A 15,842-nucleotide genomic window follows, 5' to 3' on the forward strand; every position below is an offset into this window, starting at 1 on the left:
GCCCCGTGGCAGGGCAGCGTCTGCTCACGGGGCAAGGGTTGCAGCCGCGGTTCGCCGACCGGCCGCTCCATCAGGCCATCTGCTTTTCCTTGATCTCCTGCAATGTCTTGCAGTCGATGCACAGGGTGGCGGTGGGGCGGGCTTCCAGGCGACGGACACCGATTTCCACGCCGCAGGCCTCGCAGTATCCATAGTCGCCGCTTTCGATGTCCTTGAGGGCTTCATCGATCTTGCGGATCAGTTTGCGCTCCCGGTCGCGGGTGCGCAGTTCCAGGCTGAATTCTTCCTCCTGGGTGGCGCGGTCCGCCGGGTCGGCAAAGTTGGCGGCGTCTTCCTTCATGTGGCCCACAGTGCGGTCCACTTCTTCCATCAGGTCCTGCTTCCAGGCCAGCAGAATGGCGCGAAAGTGATCCTTCTGGGGCTTGCACATGTACTCCTCGCCCTCGGCCGGCTGGTAGGGGGCGATACCCTGACCGTACTGGGAAAGACTGCCGGAACCGTTTGGCGTACTCTTGCTGGAGGCCATCGCTCGCAAACTCCTGAGTGTCAAAAGGCGAGTCTAGATACCAGAGAATCGGGTCGGGTGCAAGCAAAAGGCCGAGCGTCCGCCCGGCAGAGTCCACCAAAACGATGATTACCACGAGGAGGCGGTATGTCTGATCTGAAGGCCCTGATATTCGATGTGGACGGCACCCTGGCGGATACGGAGCAGGATGGACATCGGCCTGCCTTCAATGCCGCTTTCCGGGAGATGGGACTGGACTGGGACTGGACCGTGCCCCTCTATGGGCAGTTGTTGCAGGTGGCTGGCGGCAAGGAGCGGATTCGCCATTACCTGGACGAATTTGCGCCGGGGTTCACACCGCCCGGCGACCTGGACCGGTTCATCGGCGATCTGCATGCCTGCAAGACCCAGCACTTCGTGGACATGCTGGAGCGGGGCGAGATCCCTCTGCGGCCGGGGGTCTGCCGGCTCATTCACGAAGCCCGGTCGGCGGGGTTGATGCTGGCAATCGCCACCACCACGTCGCTGACCAACGTGAAATCGTTGCTTAGAGCCAACCTGGGGGAGGCATCGGTACGGTGGTTCCGGGTGATCGGTGCCGGTGACGTGGTGCCGGCGAAGAAGCCGGCATCGGATATCTACCACTATGTTCTGGAACATTTGGACCTGCCAGCCCGGGCCTGCGTGGCCATTGAGGACTCCGCCCAGGGGCTGCGGGCCTCGCGGGGGGCCGCGATTACCACGGTCATCACCGTGAGTGGGTATACGGTGGAGGATGATTTTTCCGGCGCCGCCGCGGTGCTGGAGCATCTGGGGGAGCCGGGGATGCCCGGGCGGGTTGTTCGGGGACGAGGGCCGGGAAACGGGGTTGTTGATGTCCGTTATCTGGATTCCCTGCTTCCCTCGCGTCATCCCGGCGTCTAGCCCGTCATTTCCGTATCCAACCCCGTCATTTCCACATCCAGCCCTATCATTCCCATGCCCACCAGCCGCTGGATTCCCGCGCACGCGGGAATCCAGCGGCTGGATCCTGGCCGTGATCGTCGAGGTGGGCGTCATTCCCGCGCACGCGGGAATCCAGTCACGGACTGATTTCCTGGGCTCATTCCACCCGGCACCACAGTCGGCCTTGGGCCAAGTGGGCTTCCAGGCGCTCGCCGGACTTGACCTGCTCCGGCGCGCGCACCGCTCGGCCCTCGGCGCTGAGCAGGATGCTGTAACCCCGCCCCAGGGTAGCCAGGGGGCTCACCGCGTGCAGGGTGCGGGCCTGCAGGGATACCCGCGCATCCAGGCGTTCCAGACGCAGGGCCATGGCCCGTTCCATGCGCAGGGACAGATCCCGCCGCTGCTGCGCCATGTCGGTTATCCGGGCTTGGGGAGAACATCGCCCCAGACGGGTCCAGAGATGAGCCAGTTCGGCGCGCTGTTCCCGCATCCGCCGTGCCAGGGCCTGGCGCAGTCTTGATTCCAACTCATCCAGGCGCTGGGCGCGGGCCCGCAGGCGCCGCTCGGGATGCTGGTGCCGCAGCCGTTGTTCCAGGGCCTGCAGTTGCTGGCTGCGTGCCTGCAGTCGGCGGGAAAAACGTTCACTCAGCAGCCGCTCCAGCTGATTCACCCGCTGCAGCAGTTCACGGCCGTCGGGGCTGACCAGTTCGGCGGCCACCGACGGGGTGGGGGCACGTTGATCGGCGGCAAAATCGGCGATGGTGATATCCGTTTCATGGCCGATGCCGCTGACCACGGGGATGGTGCAGGTGCGAATGGCGCGGGCCACGATCTCCTCGTTGAAGGCCCAAAGGTCCTCCAGGGAGCCGCCGCCCCGGGCCAGGATCAGCACGTCACAGTCCCCCCGTGCGGAGGCCGCTTCCAGGGCCGCGGCAATACGCGGTGCTGCCTCGCTCCCTTGTACGGGCACCGGGTAGATCATCACCGGCAGGGCCGGGAAGCGGCGCTTGAGGACCGCCAGGATATCCCTGACCGCCGCGCCAGTGGCGGACGTGATGACCCCCACGCGCCGGGGAAACCGGGGCAGGGGGCGTTTGAGGGCGGTATCGAACAACCCTTCCGCCTCAAGCTTGCGGTGCAGGGCCTCGAAGGACCGTCGCAGGGCGCCGTCACCGGCTTCCTCCAGATGCTCGACGATGAGCTGATAGTCACCCCGTGGGACATAGAGGCTGATCCTGGCACGGGCCAGTACCTGCATGCCGTCCCGGGGGCGGAATCGCACCCCCTGGGCCCGGTTGCGAAACAGGGCACAGCGCACCTGGGCCCCTGCGTCCTTGAGAGAAAAATACCAGTGTCCGGAGGCGGGGCGCGCCAGATTGGACAGTTCGCCTTCCACCCACAACAAGGCAAAACCGCTTTCAAGGTGCTCCTGCACCGTCTGGTTCAGGCGGGAGACACTGTAAATCTCTGGTTCCGGGACCTGGTCAGGCAAGGGCAGGCGCTCCGTGGTTGAGGAAAATAACCGGGAACCATGCCACGGAAACCGGCATCATATCTAGTCCCCACAGGCCTGGTCGGGTTTACCCCACCCGGGTGCCCCTCTATAATCGTCCGATTAACCAATACCTCCCCCCGAGAAATATCATGCGCATCGTCCAGGAAGCCCTCACCTTCGACGACGTCCTCCTGGTCCCCGCCCATTCGGCGGTGCTTCCCAGAGACGTGGACCTCTCCACTCGCCTCACCCGCGACATCACCCTGAACATCCCTCTGGTTTCCGCTGCCATGGATACGGTCACCGAGGCCCGCCTGGCCATCGCCATCGCCCAGGAGGGGGGCATCGGTATCGTGCACAAGAACATGAGCATCGATGCCCAGGCCCAGCAGGTGCGTCTGGTCAAGAAATATGAAAGCGGCGTCATCAGCGACCCCATCACCGTCACCCCGGACACCAGCATCCGTGATGTGCTGGCCATCACCCGCGCCAACTCCATCTCCGGTGTCCCCGTGGTCAAGGGGGTCGATCTGGTGGGTATCGTCACCAGTCGCGACCTGCGCTTCGAGACCCGCATGGATTCCCCGGTATCCGAGATCATGACGCCCAAGGACCGCCTGGTCACCGTCCGTGAAGGGGCCGGCAGGGAAGAGGTCCAGAATTTGCTGCACAAGCACCGCATCGAGAAGGTGCTGGTGGTGAACGATGCGTTCCACCTGCGGGGCATGATCACCGTCAAGGACATCCAGAAATCCACCGACTTCCCCAGTGCCTGCAAGGACGATCGGGGTCGTCTGCGGGTGGGGGCGGCCCTGGGCGTGGGTGCCGGTACCGAGGAGCGCTGTGCCGCGTTGGTGGAAGCCGGGGTGGACGTGGTCGTGGTGGATACCGCCCACGGCCATTCCCAGGGCGTGCTCGACCGGGTGGCCTGGGTGAAGAAAACCTATCCGGACGTCCAGGTCATCGGTGGCAACATCGCCACAGCCGAGGCCGCCCGTGCCTTGGTGGCAGCGGGCGCGGATGCCGTGAAGGTGGGTATCGGGCCTGGTTCCATCTGCACCACCCGCATCGTCGCCGGCGTGGGTGTGCCCCAGATGACCGCCATCGACAACGTGCGTCAGGCCCTGGAAGGCACGGGGGTACCCCTGATCGCCGATGGCGGCGTGCGCTTCTCCGGTGACTTTGCCAAGGCCATCGCCGGCGGCGCCCACTGCGTCATGCTGGGCAGCCTGTTTGCCGGTACCGAGGAGGCCCCTGGTGAAGTCGAACTCTATCAGGGCCGTTCCTACAAGTCCTACCGGGGCATGGGCTCCCTGGGTGCCATGCAGCAGGGCTCCTCGGATCGTTACTTCCAGGAAAGCAGCGGCGTGGTGGACAAGCTGGTGCCGGAAGGCATCGAGGGCCGCGTCCCCTACAAGGGCACCATCGTGGCCATCATCCATCAGCTGGTGGGCGGGCTGCGTTCCTCCATGGGCTATGTGGGTTGCAGCAACATCGAGGAAATGCGAACCCGTCCCGGTTTCGTGCGGGTCACCTCGGCGGGGATGCGTGAGAGTCACGTCCATGACGTGACCATCACCAAGGAAGCCCCCAACTACCGGATGGATTGAAAAAGATGCCCCTGTCTGCCCCGGATATTCACGCCCATCGTATTCTCATCATCGATTTCGGCTCCCAGTACACCCAGCTCATCGCCCGGCGGGTGCGTGAGTCCGGGGTCTATTCCGAGATTCACCCCTGGGACATGGACGCCGCCGCCGTGCGCGACTTCAACCCCAGCGGCATCATCCTCTCCGGTGGTCCGGAGTCCGTCATCGAAAGTGACCCGCCGCGAGCCCCCCAGTGCGTGTTCGAACTGGGGGTGCCGGTGCTGGGCATCTGTTACGGCATGCAGACCATGGCGGCCCAGCTTGGCGGGCGTGTGGAAAGCTCCGACCACCGGGAATTCGGCTATGCCCAGGTCCGGGCCCATGGTCATACCCGCCTGCTCACGGACATCGAGGACCATACCAGCCCGGAGGGCCACGGCCTGCTGGATGTCTGGATGTCTCATGGTGACCGGGTCTGCGCCTTGCCTGAAGGCTTTTCCCTGATGGCCTCCACGGACTCGGCCCCCATGGCCGGCATGGCCGATGAGGCGCGCCGCTTCTACGGCGTCCAGTTCCATCCCGAGGTGACCCATACCCGTCAGGGACAGCGCATCCTGTCCCGGTTCGTTCATGAGATCTGCGGTTGCGAGAACCTCTGGACCGCCAGCAACATCATTGACGACATGACTCAACGGGTGCGGGAACAGGTGGGCACCGACGAGGTCATCCTGGGCCTGTCCGGCGGCGTGGATTCCTCCGTGGTGGGTGCTTTGCTGCACAAGGCCATCGGCGACCAGCTCACCTGCGTGTTCGTCGATACCGGCCTTTTGCGTCTCCATGAAGGGGATCAGGTCATGGCCACCTTTGCCCGTCACATGGGCGTGCGGGTGATCCGGGTGGACGCGGAAGCACGTTTCCTCAAGGCCCTGGCGGGGGAGTCGGACCCCGAGGCCAAGCGCAAGATCATCGGGCGTCTGTTCGTGGAGGTCTTTGACGAAGAGGCCGCCAAGCTCAAGAATGCCCGCTGGCTGGCCCAGGGCACCATCTATCCCGATGTGATCGAGTCCGCCGGTTCCAAGACCGGCAAGGCCCATGTGATCAAATCTCACCACAACGTGGGCGGCCTGCCGGAGACCATGAAGATGGGTCTGGTGGAGCCGTTGCGGGAACTGTTCAAGGACGAGGTGCGCCGCATCGGCGTGGAGTTGGGACTGCCGTCCGAGATGGTCTATCGGCATCCCTTCCCGGGGCCGGGCCTGGGGGTACGCATCCTGGGCGAAGTGAGCAAGCCCTACGCGGACCTGCTGCGCCAGGCGGATCACATCTTCATTGAGGAGCTGCGCGGTGCCGGCCTGTATGACCAGGTTTCCCAGGCCTTCGCGGTCTTTTTGCCGGTGAAATCCGTCGGTGTGATGGGGGACGGTCGCCGCTATGACTATGTGGTGGCCCTGCGCGCCGTTGAGACCATCGACTTCATGACCGCCCGCTGGGCGCACCTGCCCTACGAGTTCCTGGACAAGGTCTCGCGGCGCATCATCAATGAAGTGAAGGGCATTTCCCGCGTGGTTTACGACATCTCCGGCAAGCCGCCGGCGACGATTGAGTGGGAGTGATTCCGCGGAAAGGGCCGGGTCCTACATGAAGATCCGGCTCACCTGCTCCATGGCCGCCTGATCGGCGTCCCAGTGCAGGGTGGGATCTTCGGGGGTGCAGCCCAGGCGCCTGAGTGATGGGACACTCAGGCGATCGACCTTGGCCAGGCGATGGCCGGTAGACTGGTAGCTTTCGATATTGGCGGCCTGGACGATGTCCACATAGTCGATGGGGACGTCGTCACCGGGGTCCCGTTTCAGGTTGTCGTGTTCGGCCGCCACGTCGATCATCTGCTGGTCAAAGTTCCAGGCCTTGAGGATGGCGCGGCCCACGCTCATGTGCAGGCTGGAAATGATCATGTCCAGGTACTTTTCGTTTTCCACGATCACGTCGATATTCTTGGCCTTATTGAGGATCGGGATGATACCCACGTCATGGACCAGTCCTGCCAGCAGGGCCACTTCCTGATCCAGATGGCGGTGTTGCCAGGCCAGCAGGGAACTGATGATGGCCACCTCCACGCTGTGACTCCACAGTGTTTCCATGCGGCTGCGAATGCCCCGGTGTCCGGTGTTGAAGACGTCACGCATGGCCAGGGTCAATACCACATTCTTGGTCTTCTCAAGGCCTAACCGGGTGATGGCCGACTTGATGGTGGTGCAGCGGCTCAGTCCCCGGTAGATGGGACTGTTGGCGTAACGGATCAGTCGGGCGGCCATGGCGGTGTCCCGGGCCACCACGGCGGTGATTTCGTCGATGGAGCTGTCGTCCCGGTTGATAGTGAACAGTGCCTGAATGGAAATGTCTGGCAAGGTGGGGATCTGTATCCCGTTGTTCTGCAGGTCCTGGCGCAGATCGCTGATGAACTCGTCAACGATTTCTTTGGGGTCGAGACGCTTGTTCACGTGGGGCAGGCGGAGGAGAGTGACAAGGGATTCCAGTATGACATAACTGCGCTCCAGGCGCGTGTGGGGTGATATGGTCTTAAAGCAGGATCAATACTGGATGGCACGGGCGCTGGCGCTGGCCGAACAGTCCGCCGATGAGGGAGAAGTCCCCGTCGGTGCCGTGCTGGTCAAGGACGGACAGGTGCTGGGAGAGGGCAGGAATCGTCCTATCGCCCTGTGCGATCCCACAGCTCATGCGGAGATCCAGGCCTTGCGGGCCGCTGCCGCGGCAGCGGGTAATTACCGTCTACCCGGAACGACCCTGTATGTGACCCTGGAACCCTGCATCATGTGTCTGGGGGCGATGGTGCATGCCCGGGTGGGGCGGGTGGTGTTCGGTGCCCACGATCCCAAGACCGGGGCGCTCGGGGGGGCTGCCGATGCGCTGGATCTACCCCTTTACAACCATGCGATGGCGGTGACGGGTGGTGTGATGGCGGAAGTCTGCGGTGAGTGCCTCAGGTCTTTTTTTCGTGCCCGCAGAAACGGGAATGGGACAGATAGATCAGGATCACAGTCCGAGGGGTAATATCTCCAGGGGATCCGGCGGGTGAGTGGCGGGCGGGGCAGAGTCCGATGGTGGCCTCTGCTCGCGGCTCTGTTCCGGCGTGGTGAACCAGGTGAGGATGTCGTAGAACCCGCGGATGTTCTGCACGTACTGCACCGGCTCCCAGCCCCTGGCATAGCCATAGCGGGTATTGCTGTACCAGTTCGGCTGGCTCAGCAGGGGCAGATGCTCCATGACATCGATCCATCGGTCCGGGTCCTTGTCCTGTGCGCGGGTGATGCGCCTGGCGTCATGCAGATGGCCCATGCCGACGTTATAGGCTGCCAGGGCCATCCAGGTGCGATCCGGCTCGCTAATGCCCATGGGCAGGCGCTCATGGAGATTCATGAAATATTCGGCGCCGCCGAACACCGATTCCCTGGGGTCGGTCCGGTCCTGGACACCGAGCTGGCCTGCGGTGGCCTGGGTCAGCATCATGAGGCCCCGTACCCCGGTTCTGGAAACAGCGTTGGGGTTCCAGTGGGATTCCTGGTAACTGATGGCGGCCAGCAGTCTCCAGTCCACGTCATAGTACTCGGCCGCCTCGCGAAACAAGGGCTCGTGGCGGGGCAGGCGCTCGCGAATGCGATTCATGAACGTGAGGATGCCCGGATAGTCCAGCACCTCCATGTGGCCGTAGTGACGTTCCAGCAGCTGGGCCAGCCGGCCGTCGGCGGCATATGCTTCGAAGAATCGTTCTGCGGCCTGGATCAGGGTCCGATCCTTGTGTCTGGGGAAGGCCCAGGCCAGAAAGTGGGGTTCGGACAGGTCCATGGCGGCGCGTAGCTCCGGATAGAATCGGCGCATGGAGGCCAGCTCAATGGAGTCGGCGACGGCCAGTGCCACCTTGCCTTCCCAGACCTGCCTGAGCAGTTCCTCGGGGGTGATGCCCGCCAGTTCTTCCCACTGTAGGTCGGGGTATTGGCGTCTGAGCATCGCCAGGGTTTCCACATGACTGCTGCCGGCAATGACGGTCAGTGGATGCTGTTGCAACTCGTCCAGTGACTCGGGAGCAGGTTCGCCGCTGCGATAGACCACCTGTTCCGTGACCTGATGGTAGGCAGGGCCGAACCGGACCTCCCCGAGACGGGCGCGCGTCATCGTGATGCCGGCCGCAGCCATGTCTACCCGGCCGCCGGCGACCATGGGCAGGATCTCATCGAATCGTCCAGGGACGACCAGTTTGAGGCGCACGCCCAGGCTGTCGGCAAAGGCGGTGGTCAGATCATACTCCAGCCCGTCGGAACCTTCGGACCATGGCTGGTAGGTGGTGGTACTGATGCGGGTGGCCACCACCAGTTCGCCGCGCACGAGCGTCCGCTCCAGTTCCGTCATCGGCCGCATGAAGGTAAATAGCAGGATCAGCGTCAGCATCAGCACAAAGGCGAGGGCTTCCAGGCGCTGGTTCAGCGTCCATCGGGGGCGTCGACGTTTCAAGGGCTTAAAAAAAATATTGGAATCGGCTATGATAGCCCACTTTACCGTCAGGCCGCATGGTGATGTTCCTGCGCCTTATCGGTAACTTTTCGACCTATTGGAGAGGTGCCGGAGTGGTCGAACGGGGCGGTCTCGAAAACCGTTGTACTCGCAAGAGTACCGAGGGTTCGAATCCCTCCCTCTCCGCCAGATAAATGTTCATCACCCGGCAAGGCCTTCATGTGTACGGCCTTGCCGGGTTTTTTTTTGCGTTTTGCCAACGCCTCCCCCGTTTCTTGCTTTCCTCCCGGCCCGGCGGTTCTGAAGTCGTGCTGCCATGCACTACAATCCCCCATGAGTCCTCCCGATCCTGCAAAGGAACCCCATGACCCGGAACAAAGACGCCTTGCCGGATTCTCTATCCGCGGATACCGGCAGCGAGCATGACGATGATGTTGCGGATGCGGAGATGGGCATGGCGGAGGTGTTGCAGAACAAGATGCCGAATGCCAGTGACCAGGATGGGCGGGAGGACGATCCTGAAGCGCGCGAGGGCTCCGGGGAGCCGGCAGTGATCCGGAGCGATTTCTCCGGCCATGTGGTCGGTATCGGGGCGTCAGCCGGCGGCCTGGAAGCCCTGGAACAGCTCTTTGACGCCATGCCCACGGGGACGGGGGCCGCTTTTGTGGTGGTGCAGCATCTCTCTCCCGACCACAAGAGCCTGATGGCCAACCTGCTGGCCCGCCATACCAGCATGCCGGTGGTGACTGTTCGGGATGCCATGGAGATCGAGGCGGAAACCATCTATCTGATCCCGCCGGGCAATCTGATGACCATTTCCGAGGGGCAGTTGCGACTGAGCCCGAAGAATCCCAAGGCGCTGTCTCTGCCCATCGACCTGTTTTTCTCCTCCCTGGCCCGGGAGTTTCGGGATTGTTGCATCGGCGTGATCCTCTCCGGTACGGGTTCGGACGGGACACGCGGATCGGTGGCCATCAATGATGCCGGCGGCCTGCTGCTGGCCCAGGACCCGGAAAGCGCCAAGTTCGACGGCATGCCCCGCAGTGTCATTGCCACCGGGCTGGTGGATGAGATCCTGCCGGCGGAAACCCTGGGGCGACGGATCAAGGACCACATCCTGCAAAAGCCGGAAACCCGAGTGGGTCCCCCTCCCAGGATGGCCACGGACCTGGATAACAGCTCGGCCCTGGAAGGCATCTTTCACCTCCTGCATAACCATGGCGGCGTGAATTTTCGGGAGTACAAGCCGGCCACGGTACTCAGGCGCATCGAGCGCCGCATGCAGGTCCGTCACGTGCCGGATTTCGAGCGTTACCTGGAACTGCTGGAGAACGATGCCGGTGAGGTATCGGTGCTGCGCCGTGAGATCCTCATCCCGGTGACCAACTTTTTCCGTGATCCGGAGGCCTTTGATACCATCGCCTCCAAGGCGGTGGAGCAGATCGTGCAGCAGGCTTCCACCTCTCATCCCATCCGGGTGTGGGTAGCGGGGATGTCCACCGGTGAAGAGGCCTATTCCATCGCCATCCTGTTTGCCGAGGCCTTTGATCGCGCTCGGCGCTGGCCGGATATCAAGATCTTCGCCACGGATGTAGAACAGAAAAATGTGGACGCCGCCAGTGCCGGCACCTTTTCCGAGGCCATCATGGCCGAAGTGTCTCCCGAACGGTTGGAGCGTTTCTTCATCAAGCGTGGCAGCCATTTCGTGGTCAAGCCCGATCTGCGGCAGACGCTGGTCTTTGCCCGCCACAATCTGCTGGAAGACCCGCCGTTCACACGCATGGATATGGTGTCCTGCCGTAATGTCCTGATCTATTTCGTGCCCGGAGCCCAGGAACGCGCCCTGCGCCGCTTCCAGTATGCCCTGGCTCCCGGCGGGTATCTGTTCCTGGGCAGCAGTGAATCTCTGGCGGGCCTGAGTTCGGATTTCACCCCGGTGAACAGCAAACACAAGTTATTCCAGATGCTGCGCAGTACCACCTTGCCGCTGGAATCCCATTCCGGTTCCTCGCTCCTGAGTTCGCGCCGGCCATCGTCGAGCCGGGGACGGCGCCTGGTGGGTGCCCAGGTGGGACAGAGCCTGGATGCCTCTGCCATCGATGCGGCCCAGCAGCAGCTGCTGCGCGATCATGCACCGCCAAGCATCCTGCTGTCCGAGACCATGGAGTTGGTCCATATCTTCGGTTTGGCTCAGCGCTATCTGCACTTTCCCTCCGGTAGCATTTCGTTGGAGATATCCAAGTTGTTGCCAAGCGGTATCGTGCCGGTGGCTCAGGCGTTGTTGCGGCGCGCTGCCAAGAGTCGTGAGCCGGTCCGCTCCGAGGCCAGTACCTTCAGGCTGCCTGACGGGTCATCGCAGCGATTGTGCATCTCAGCCCAGCCGCTGGTGGGCGATGATCGCAGTGCTGTGTTCATGCTGTTGTCCTTTGAGCCCCTGGATACCGGCAATGCCAACCTGTCGGATGGTGCCCCGCCCCTGGATGTGAATGCGGAAGCGATGGAACGTATCCAGTCCCTGGAGCAGGAGCTGGCAGCGACCCGGGAAAGCCTCCAGGCCACCATCGAGGAGTTGGAAGCGTCCAATGAGGAGCTCCAGGCCACCAACGAGGAGATGATGGCCGCCAATGAGGAGTTGCAAAGTTCCAACGAAGAACTTCAGTCCGTCAACGAAGAGCTCTATACGGTCAACGCGGAAAACCAGGAAAAGATCCAGATACTCAACCGGCTCAATGCCGACCTGGACGGCATGGCCAAGGCGGCATCCATCGCCACCTTATTCCTGGATGAGTCCATGCGCATTACCCGTTTCACCCCGGAGGCGACGCAGATCTTCAAGATCCGGGACGGGGATGTAGGGCGGCCCATCGATGATTTCACCCATTCCCTGCATTACCCGGGGCTCATGCATGACCTGCGCACCAGCCTGCGTGAAGGCGGAATGCAGGAGCACGAGGTCAACTCGGAATCGGGGCGCCATTACCTGCTTCGTATTCTGCCTTACACGCTGCAGGGGGCTTCCACCCGGGGAGCCGTGATCACTCTGGTGGATATTACGTCCGTCCGGGATGTGGCCCTGTTGCAGGCCGTGCTGGACTCTCTCGATCACCAGGTGGCCGTGATCGACAATGACGGGATCGTTTTGATGATCAACAAGGCCTGGCACACCTTTGCGGAAAGGCACGATGACCGGACGCTCAGGGCTTTCGGAGTGGGCGCCAATTATCTGGATGCCTGCAAGATGGCGGATGATGTGGGCGGTCAGGAGGCGTTCTATGCCCGCAAGGCACTGCAAGGTTTGCAGGGGTTGCTCAAAGGCAAACTGGAAGGTTTCGGTTTCGAGTATCCCTGCCATTCACTGGATAGGCAACGCTGGTTTCTGATGCATGCCGGTAAGCTGCGTCATCCGGACGGCGGGGCGATTGTCAGCCATTTGGAGATTACGGACTGGATAGTCGGGCGGGAGGAGGATTCTGCGGAAACGCAGGGGTAGCAATGGCGTCAGTGTGGCTGGGTGCCCTGAGTCGGGATCCGGTCTCTCCACTGCAGGATCAGGGCTTCGGCGGACAGGGGCCTGCTGAACAAGTAGCCTTGGCCTGCCAGGCATCCTTCCTTGAGCAGGAAGTTCAGCTGACGTTCCTCCTCGATGCCTTCCGCCACGGTCTCCAGTCCCAGGCTCCTGCCCAGGCCGATGATGGCCCGGACGATGGTTTCGTCATTGGTGTCACGCCCTACGTCATGGACGAAGGACTGGTCGATCTTGATCCGGTCCAGGGGCAGACGCTTCAGATATGACAGGCATGAATAACCGATGCCGAAGTCATCAACCGCCAGTTTGACCCCAAGCGACTTGAGTTCCTGTAATACGCTCAGGGTCTTTTCAGGGGCTCGCATGATCAGGGATTCCGTGACTTCCAGTTCCAGGCATTGGGCCGGGAGATCAAAGTCAGCCAATGCTTGCTTGACCTGGGTCACCAGAGCGTCCCGTTCCAGTTGTTGGACAGACAGGTTGACGGCGACCTGAGGTACGTCAATGCCTTCCCTGCGCCACAGGCTCATTTGTCGGCAGGCATTTCTCAGGACCCAGTTGCCGATCTCGCCGATGATGCCGATATCTTCCGCCAGTGGGATGAAGTCCGCAGGACCCGTCATGCCCAGGCTGGGGTGGTGCCATCGCACCAGTGCTTCAACACCCAGGAAGCCTTGAGTGTTAAGTTCAATCTGCGGCTGATAATGAAGGATCAGTTCGTTGCGGGAACAGGCGCCGCGCAGGGCGGCCTCCAGTTTCAGCCTTTCCAGGACGCCCGCCGAGAGGTTGGGGGCAAAGAAGTGGTAGTCATTGCGTCCGTCGCTCTTGGCCTGATACATGGCCAGGTCTGCGTGCTTGAGCAGGGTGTCCGCATCCCGCCCATCTTCCGGATAGACCGCAACGCCGATGCTGGCGGTGACGATCACTTCGTGTTCATCCAGTTTGATGGGGACTGCCAGCACGCCGAGAATTTTCTGGCACAGGGTCTGGATGTTGGCCATGGAGGCATCGTTTTCCAGGAGCAGCACGAATTCATCTCCCCCCAGTCGTGCCAGCGTGTCCGAGGCGCGCACGTTATCGGCCATGCGCTTGGCAACGGTCTGCAACAGACGATCCCCCAGGCTATGTCCCAGGGTGTCGTTGATGGTCTTGAATCGATCCAGATCGATGAACAGCAGGGCCAGGGTATTGCCCTGGCGCTGCGCTCTGAGCAGACTGTGGCTCAGGCGATCCTTGAGCAGGACCCGATTGGCCAAGCCGGTAAGAGGATCGAAATGGGCCATGAACTCCAGCTGTTTCTGGGCTTCCTTGACCTGACCGATATCGCTGAACACACCCACATAGTGGGTGATCTCGCCCTGGTCATCCCTGACTGCGCTGATGGTCAGCCATTCGGGGTAGAGCGTACCGTCCTTACGTTTGTTCCAGACTTCTCCCCGCCAGGTGCCGGAGTCATGCAGTTGCCGCATGAGGGCTTCGTAGAAGCCTTCGTCATGTTTGCCCGATTTGAGCAAGGCCGGTGTATGGCCGAGGGCTTCCTGCTCCGAATAGCCGGTGATCTCGGTGAAGGCGGGGTTGACCGCCACGATGCGCCGTTGCACATCCGTGACCATGATGCCTTCTGCTGCCGCCTGAAACACTCGATCTGCCAGTCGCAGGCGCTCTTCGATGCGGATTCTTTCGGTAATATCATGTACGACGGCATGGAGCAGATTCCTGCCTTTGACCTGAATCATCCCGGTATAGATCTCGACCTGCCGCAGTTCCCCGCAGGCCAGGCGATGGGTATCTCTTAAATGCTCCTGTTTTTCCAGGGACAGGTGAGCCGGCTGAATCCTGGTTTCCCCGGGGGCTTGGGTCGTGATGTCGGTAAAGCACTTTTTCGAGAGGGCTGCTCGGTCCCAGCCGTAGAACTGGCAGGCACCGGGATTGGCATCCACGATACGTCCGTCTTCAGGATCGATCAGCAGCATGACGGAGTGGCTGTTTTCGAACAGGCTGCGGTAGCGGGATTCGCTTTCCTGCAAAGCGGCTTCGGTGGCCCGCCGCTTCTGTTCCAGAGCCAGATGCTGCAGGGCATAGGAAAAATCTTCAGTGATGTCCTGTACCAGGCGGTCGATCTGTGGGGTAAAACTCTCCGCCGTGTCCGACATGAAACTGGCGATGCCGACCAAGCGGTATTCCCGCATGAGCGGGTAATGCCCGAAGGTGTGGACACCGTTGAGCTGGGCCCAGGCTCGCCACTGGGGCGGGGCGTCCGGGTCATCGCGGTGGGCGTAGACGTAAGGCTGGCGGTTGATGGTGCGCCAAGCCTCCATGAGCGGCATGGAGCGGCATTGCTGCGGTGTTAAACCGTTGAAGGACTTGGGCACCGGATCTGCCCCGGGTTCCGGACACAGGCTGATGACACAGGCATTGAAACGGCCGTAATCCACGGCGATACGGGTCAGATTATCCAGCAGCAGCTGTTCGTCCTCGATGCGCACGATGGCCTGATTGACCGCGCTCAGGGTGGCATAGAGCATGCTGATCTGAGCCACTTGCATTTCTGCCCGCTTGCGTTCGGTAATATCCCGATTGACGCCTCTTCTACCCTGATATTGGCCATCCTCGCCGATGACGGGCTGGCATTCGTGCTCGATCCAGCGGATGTCTCCGTCGGCATGGCGAATGCGCAGTTCCATGTTGCAGGCGGAGACCCGTCCCTGTGAATGCCTGATATTTGCCTGATGGGCAATCCAGCGGGAAAGATCGGAAGGGATCAGGATCTGATCCATCATGCGGGGATTTTTCATGAAGACTTCGGGCTGATAGCCGCTGATCTCAAGGCATCCCGGGGATACATAACGGTAGCGGCCGTCCGCTCCCAGCCAGTAATCCCATACCGGAGAGTAGTCTGCCAGGATCTTGTAGCGGGCTTCACTTTTGCGCAGTTCGTCATGGGCCAGAGAGATTTCCATCTCGTGACGGACATGTTCCGTCAGGTCCACCACGGCGCAGACGAACTCATGGGTATTGCCGTCCCGGCCGGGGAGTCGCGCAAGGTGGAGTTCCGCCATGAAGGAGTCACCCTCCGGGCGGATAAAGTCCATGTGTTCAACGATATGGTGACCCTTTTCTTCAGCGCGAAGCAGGGCCTGATGGAGGCTGCGTTCTTCCTCTTTGGGGATCAGCCGACGCAGGAAATAGCGACGCAGCTGGTTGGTCCGCAAGCCCAGTAGTCGATGCGCCTGGTCGTTGGAGTCCAGAATCAGGCCA

General features: G+C 61.9%; 10 protein-coding genes and 1 tRNA gene. 6 read left to right on the plus strand and 5 right to left on the minus strand.

Annotated features, from left to right (window positions below):
• Positions 1-70: 70 nt before the first annotated feature.
• On the minus strand, positions 71-526 hold the full coding sequence (gene dksA, locus LQ952_RS04100) for an RNA polymerase-binding protein DksA (RefSeq protein ID WP_238621387.1): 456 nt from the start codon (positions 524-526) through the stop codon (positions 71-73).
• A 126-nt stretch (positions 527-652) separates the two neighbouring features.
• Here dksA and LQ952_RS04105 point away from each other — a divergent pair, with 126 nt between their 5' ends.
• Positions 653-1,429: an HAD family hydrolase gene (locus LQ952_RS04105; RefSeq protein ID WP_238621388.1), complete on the plus strand. Its 777-nt coding sequence runs from the start codon at positions 653-655 to the stop codon at positions 1,427-1,429.
• A 178-nt stretch (positions 1,430-1,607) separates the two neighbouring features.
• Here LQ952_RS04105 and xseA read toward each other — a convergent pair whose 3' ends face one another.
• Positions 1,608-2,942 carry an exodeoxyribonuclease VII large subunit gene (gene xseA / locus LQ952_RS04110; protein ID WP_238621389.1) on the minus strand — a complete coding sequence of 445 codons (1,335 nt, stop codon included), beginning with the start codon at positions 2,940-2,942 and terminating at the stop codon, positions 1,608-1,610.
• 152 nt (positions 2,943-3,094) lie between these two features.
• Between xseA and guaB the strand changes: the two genes are divergently transcribed.
• Both guaB and guaA read left to right on the plus strand, forming a co-directional pair.
• Positions 3,095-4,555: an IMP dehydrogenase gene (guaB, locus tag LQ952_RS04115; protein ID WP_238621390.1), complete on the plus strand. Its 1,461-nt coding sequence runs from the start codon at positions 3,095-3,097 to the stop codon at positions 4,553-4,555.
• Positions 4,556-4,560: 5 nt separating this feature from the next.
• Positions 4,561-6,147: a glutamine-hydrolyzing GMP synthase gene (gene guaA, locus LQ952_RS04120; RefSeq protein ID WP_238621391.1), complete on the plus strand. Its 1,587-nt coding sequence runs from the start codon at positions 4,561-4,563 to the stop codon at positions 6,145-6,147.
• Between the two features lie 21 nt (positions 6,148-6,168).
• Here guaA and LQ952_RS04125 read toward each other — a convergent pair whose 3' ends face one another.
• Positions 6,169-7,032 (minus strand): HDOD domain-containing protein, encoded by an 864-nt coding sequence (locus LQ952_RS04125; RefSeq protein ID WP_238621392.1) that lies wholly within the window; start codon positions 7,030-7,032, stop codon positions 6,169-6,171.
• Between the two features lie 73 nt (positions 7,033-7,105).
• Here LQ952_RS04125 and tadA point away from each other — a divergent pair, with 73 nt between their 5' ends.
• Positions 7,106-7,603, plus strand: coding sequence for a tRNA adenosine(34) deaminase TadA (gene tadA / locus LQ952_RS04130; RefSeq protein WP_255722475.1), 498 nt, complete (start codon positions 7,106-7,108; stop codon positions 7,601-7,603).
• Here tadA and mltF read toward each other — a convergent pair.
• A complete protein-coding gene (mltF, locus tag LQ952_RS04135; RefSeq protein WP_238621394.1) occupies positions 7,586-9,058 on the minus strand; it encodes a membrane-bound lytic murein transglycosylase MltF in 1,473 nt (490 codons plus the stop codon). The two genes, tadA and mltF, sit on opposite strands and share 18 nt — an antisense overlap.
• A gap of 99 nt (positions 9,059-9,157) precedes the next feature.
• Between mltF and LQ952_RS04140 the strand changes: the two genes are divergently transcribed.
• Together LQ952_RS04140 and LQ952_RS04145 are read left to right on the plus strand one after the other, a co-directional pair.
• Positions 9,158-9,247, plus strand: a tRNA-Ser gene (locus tag LQ952_RS04140).
• A gap of 175 nt (positions 9,248-9,422) precedes the next feature.
• A complete protein-coding gene (locus LQ952_RS04145; protein ID WP_238621395.1) occupies positions 9,423-12,548 on the plus strand; it encodes a chemotaxis protein CheB in 3,126 nt (1,041 codons plus the stop codon).
• An 8-nt stretch (positions 12,549-12,556) separates the two neighbouring features.
• Here LQ952_RS04145 and LQ952_RS04150 read toward each other — a convergent pair.
• Positions 12,557-15,842, minus strand: a 3,286-nt coding sequence (locus LQ952_RS04150; protein WP_238621396.1) for an EAL domain-containing protein, incomplete at its 5' end; no start/stop codon positions are given.

Source organism: Ectothiorhodospira lacustris, assembly GCF_022227785.1.
Taxonomy (GTDB): domain Bacteria; phylum Pseudomonadota; class Gammaproteobacteria; order Ectothiorhodospirales; family Ectothiorhodospiraceae; genus Ectothiorhodospira; species Ectothiorhodospira lacustris.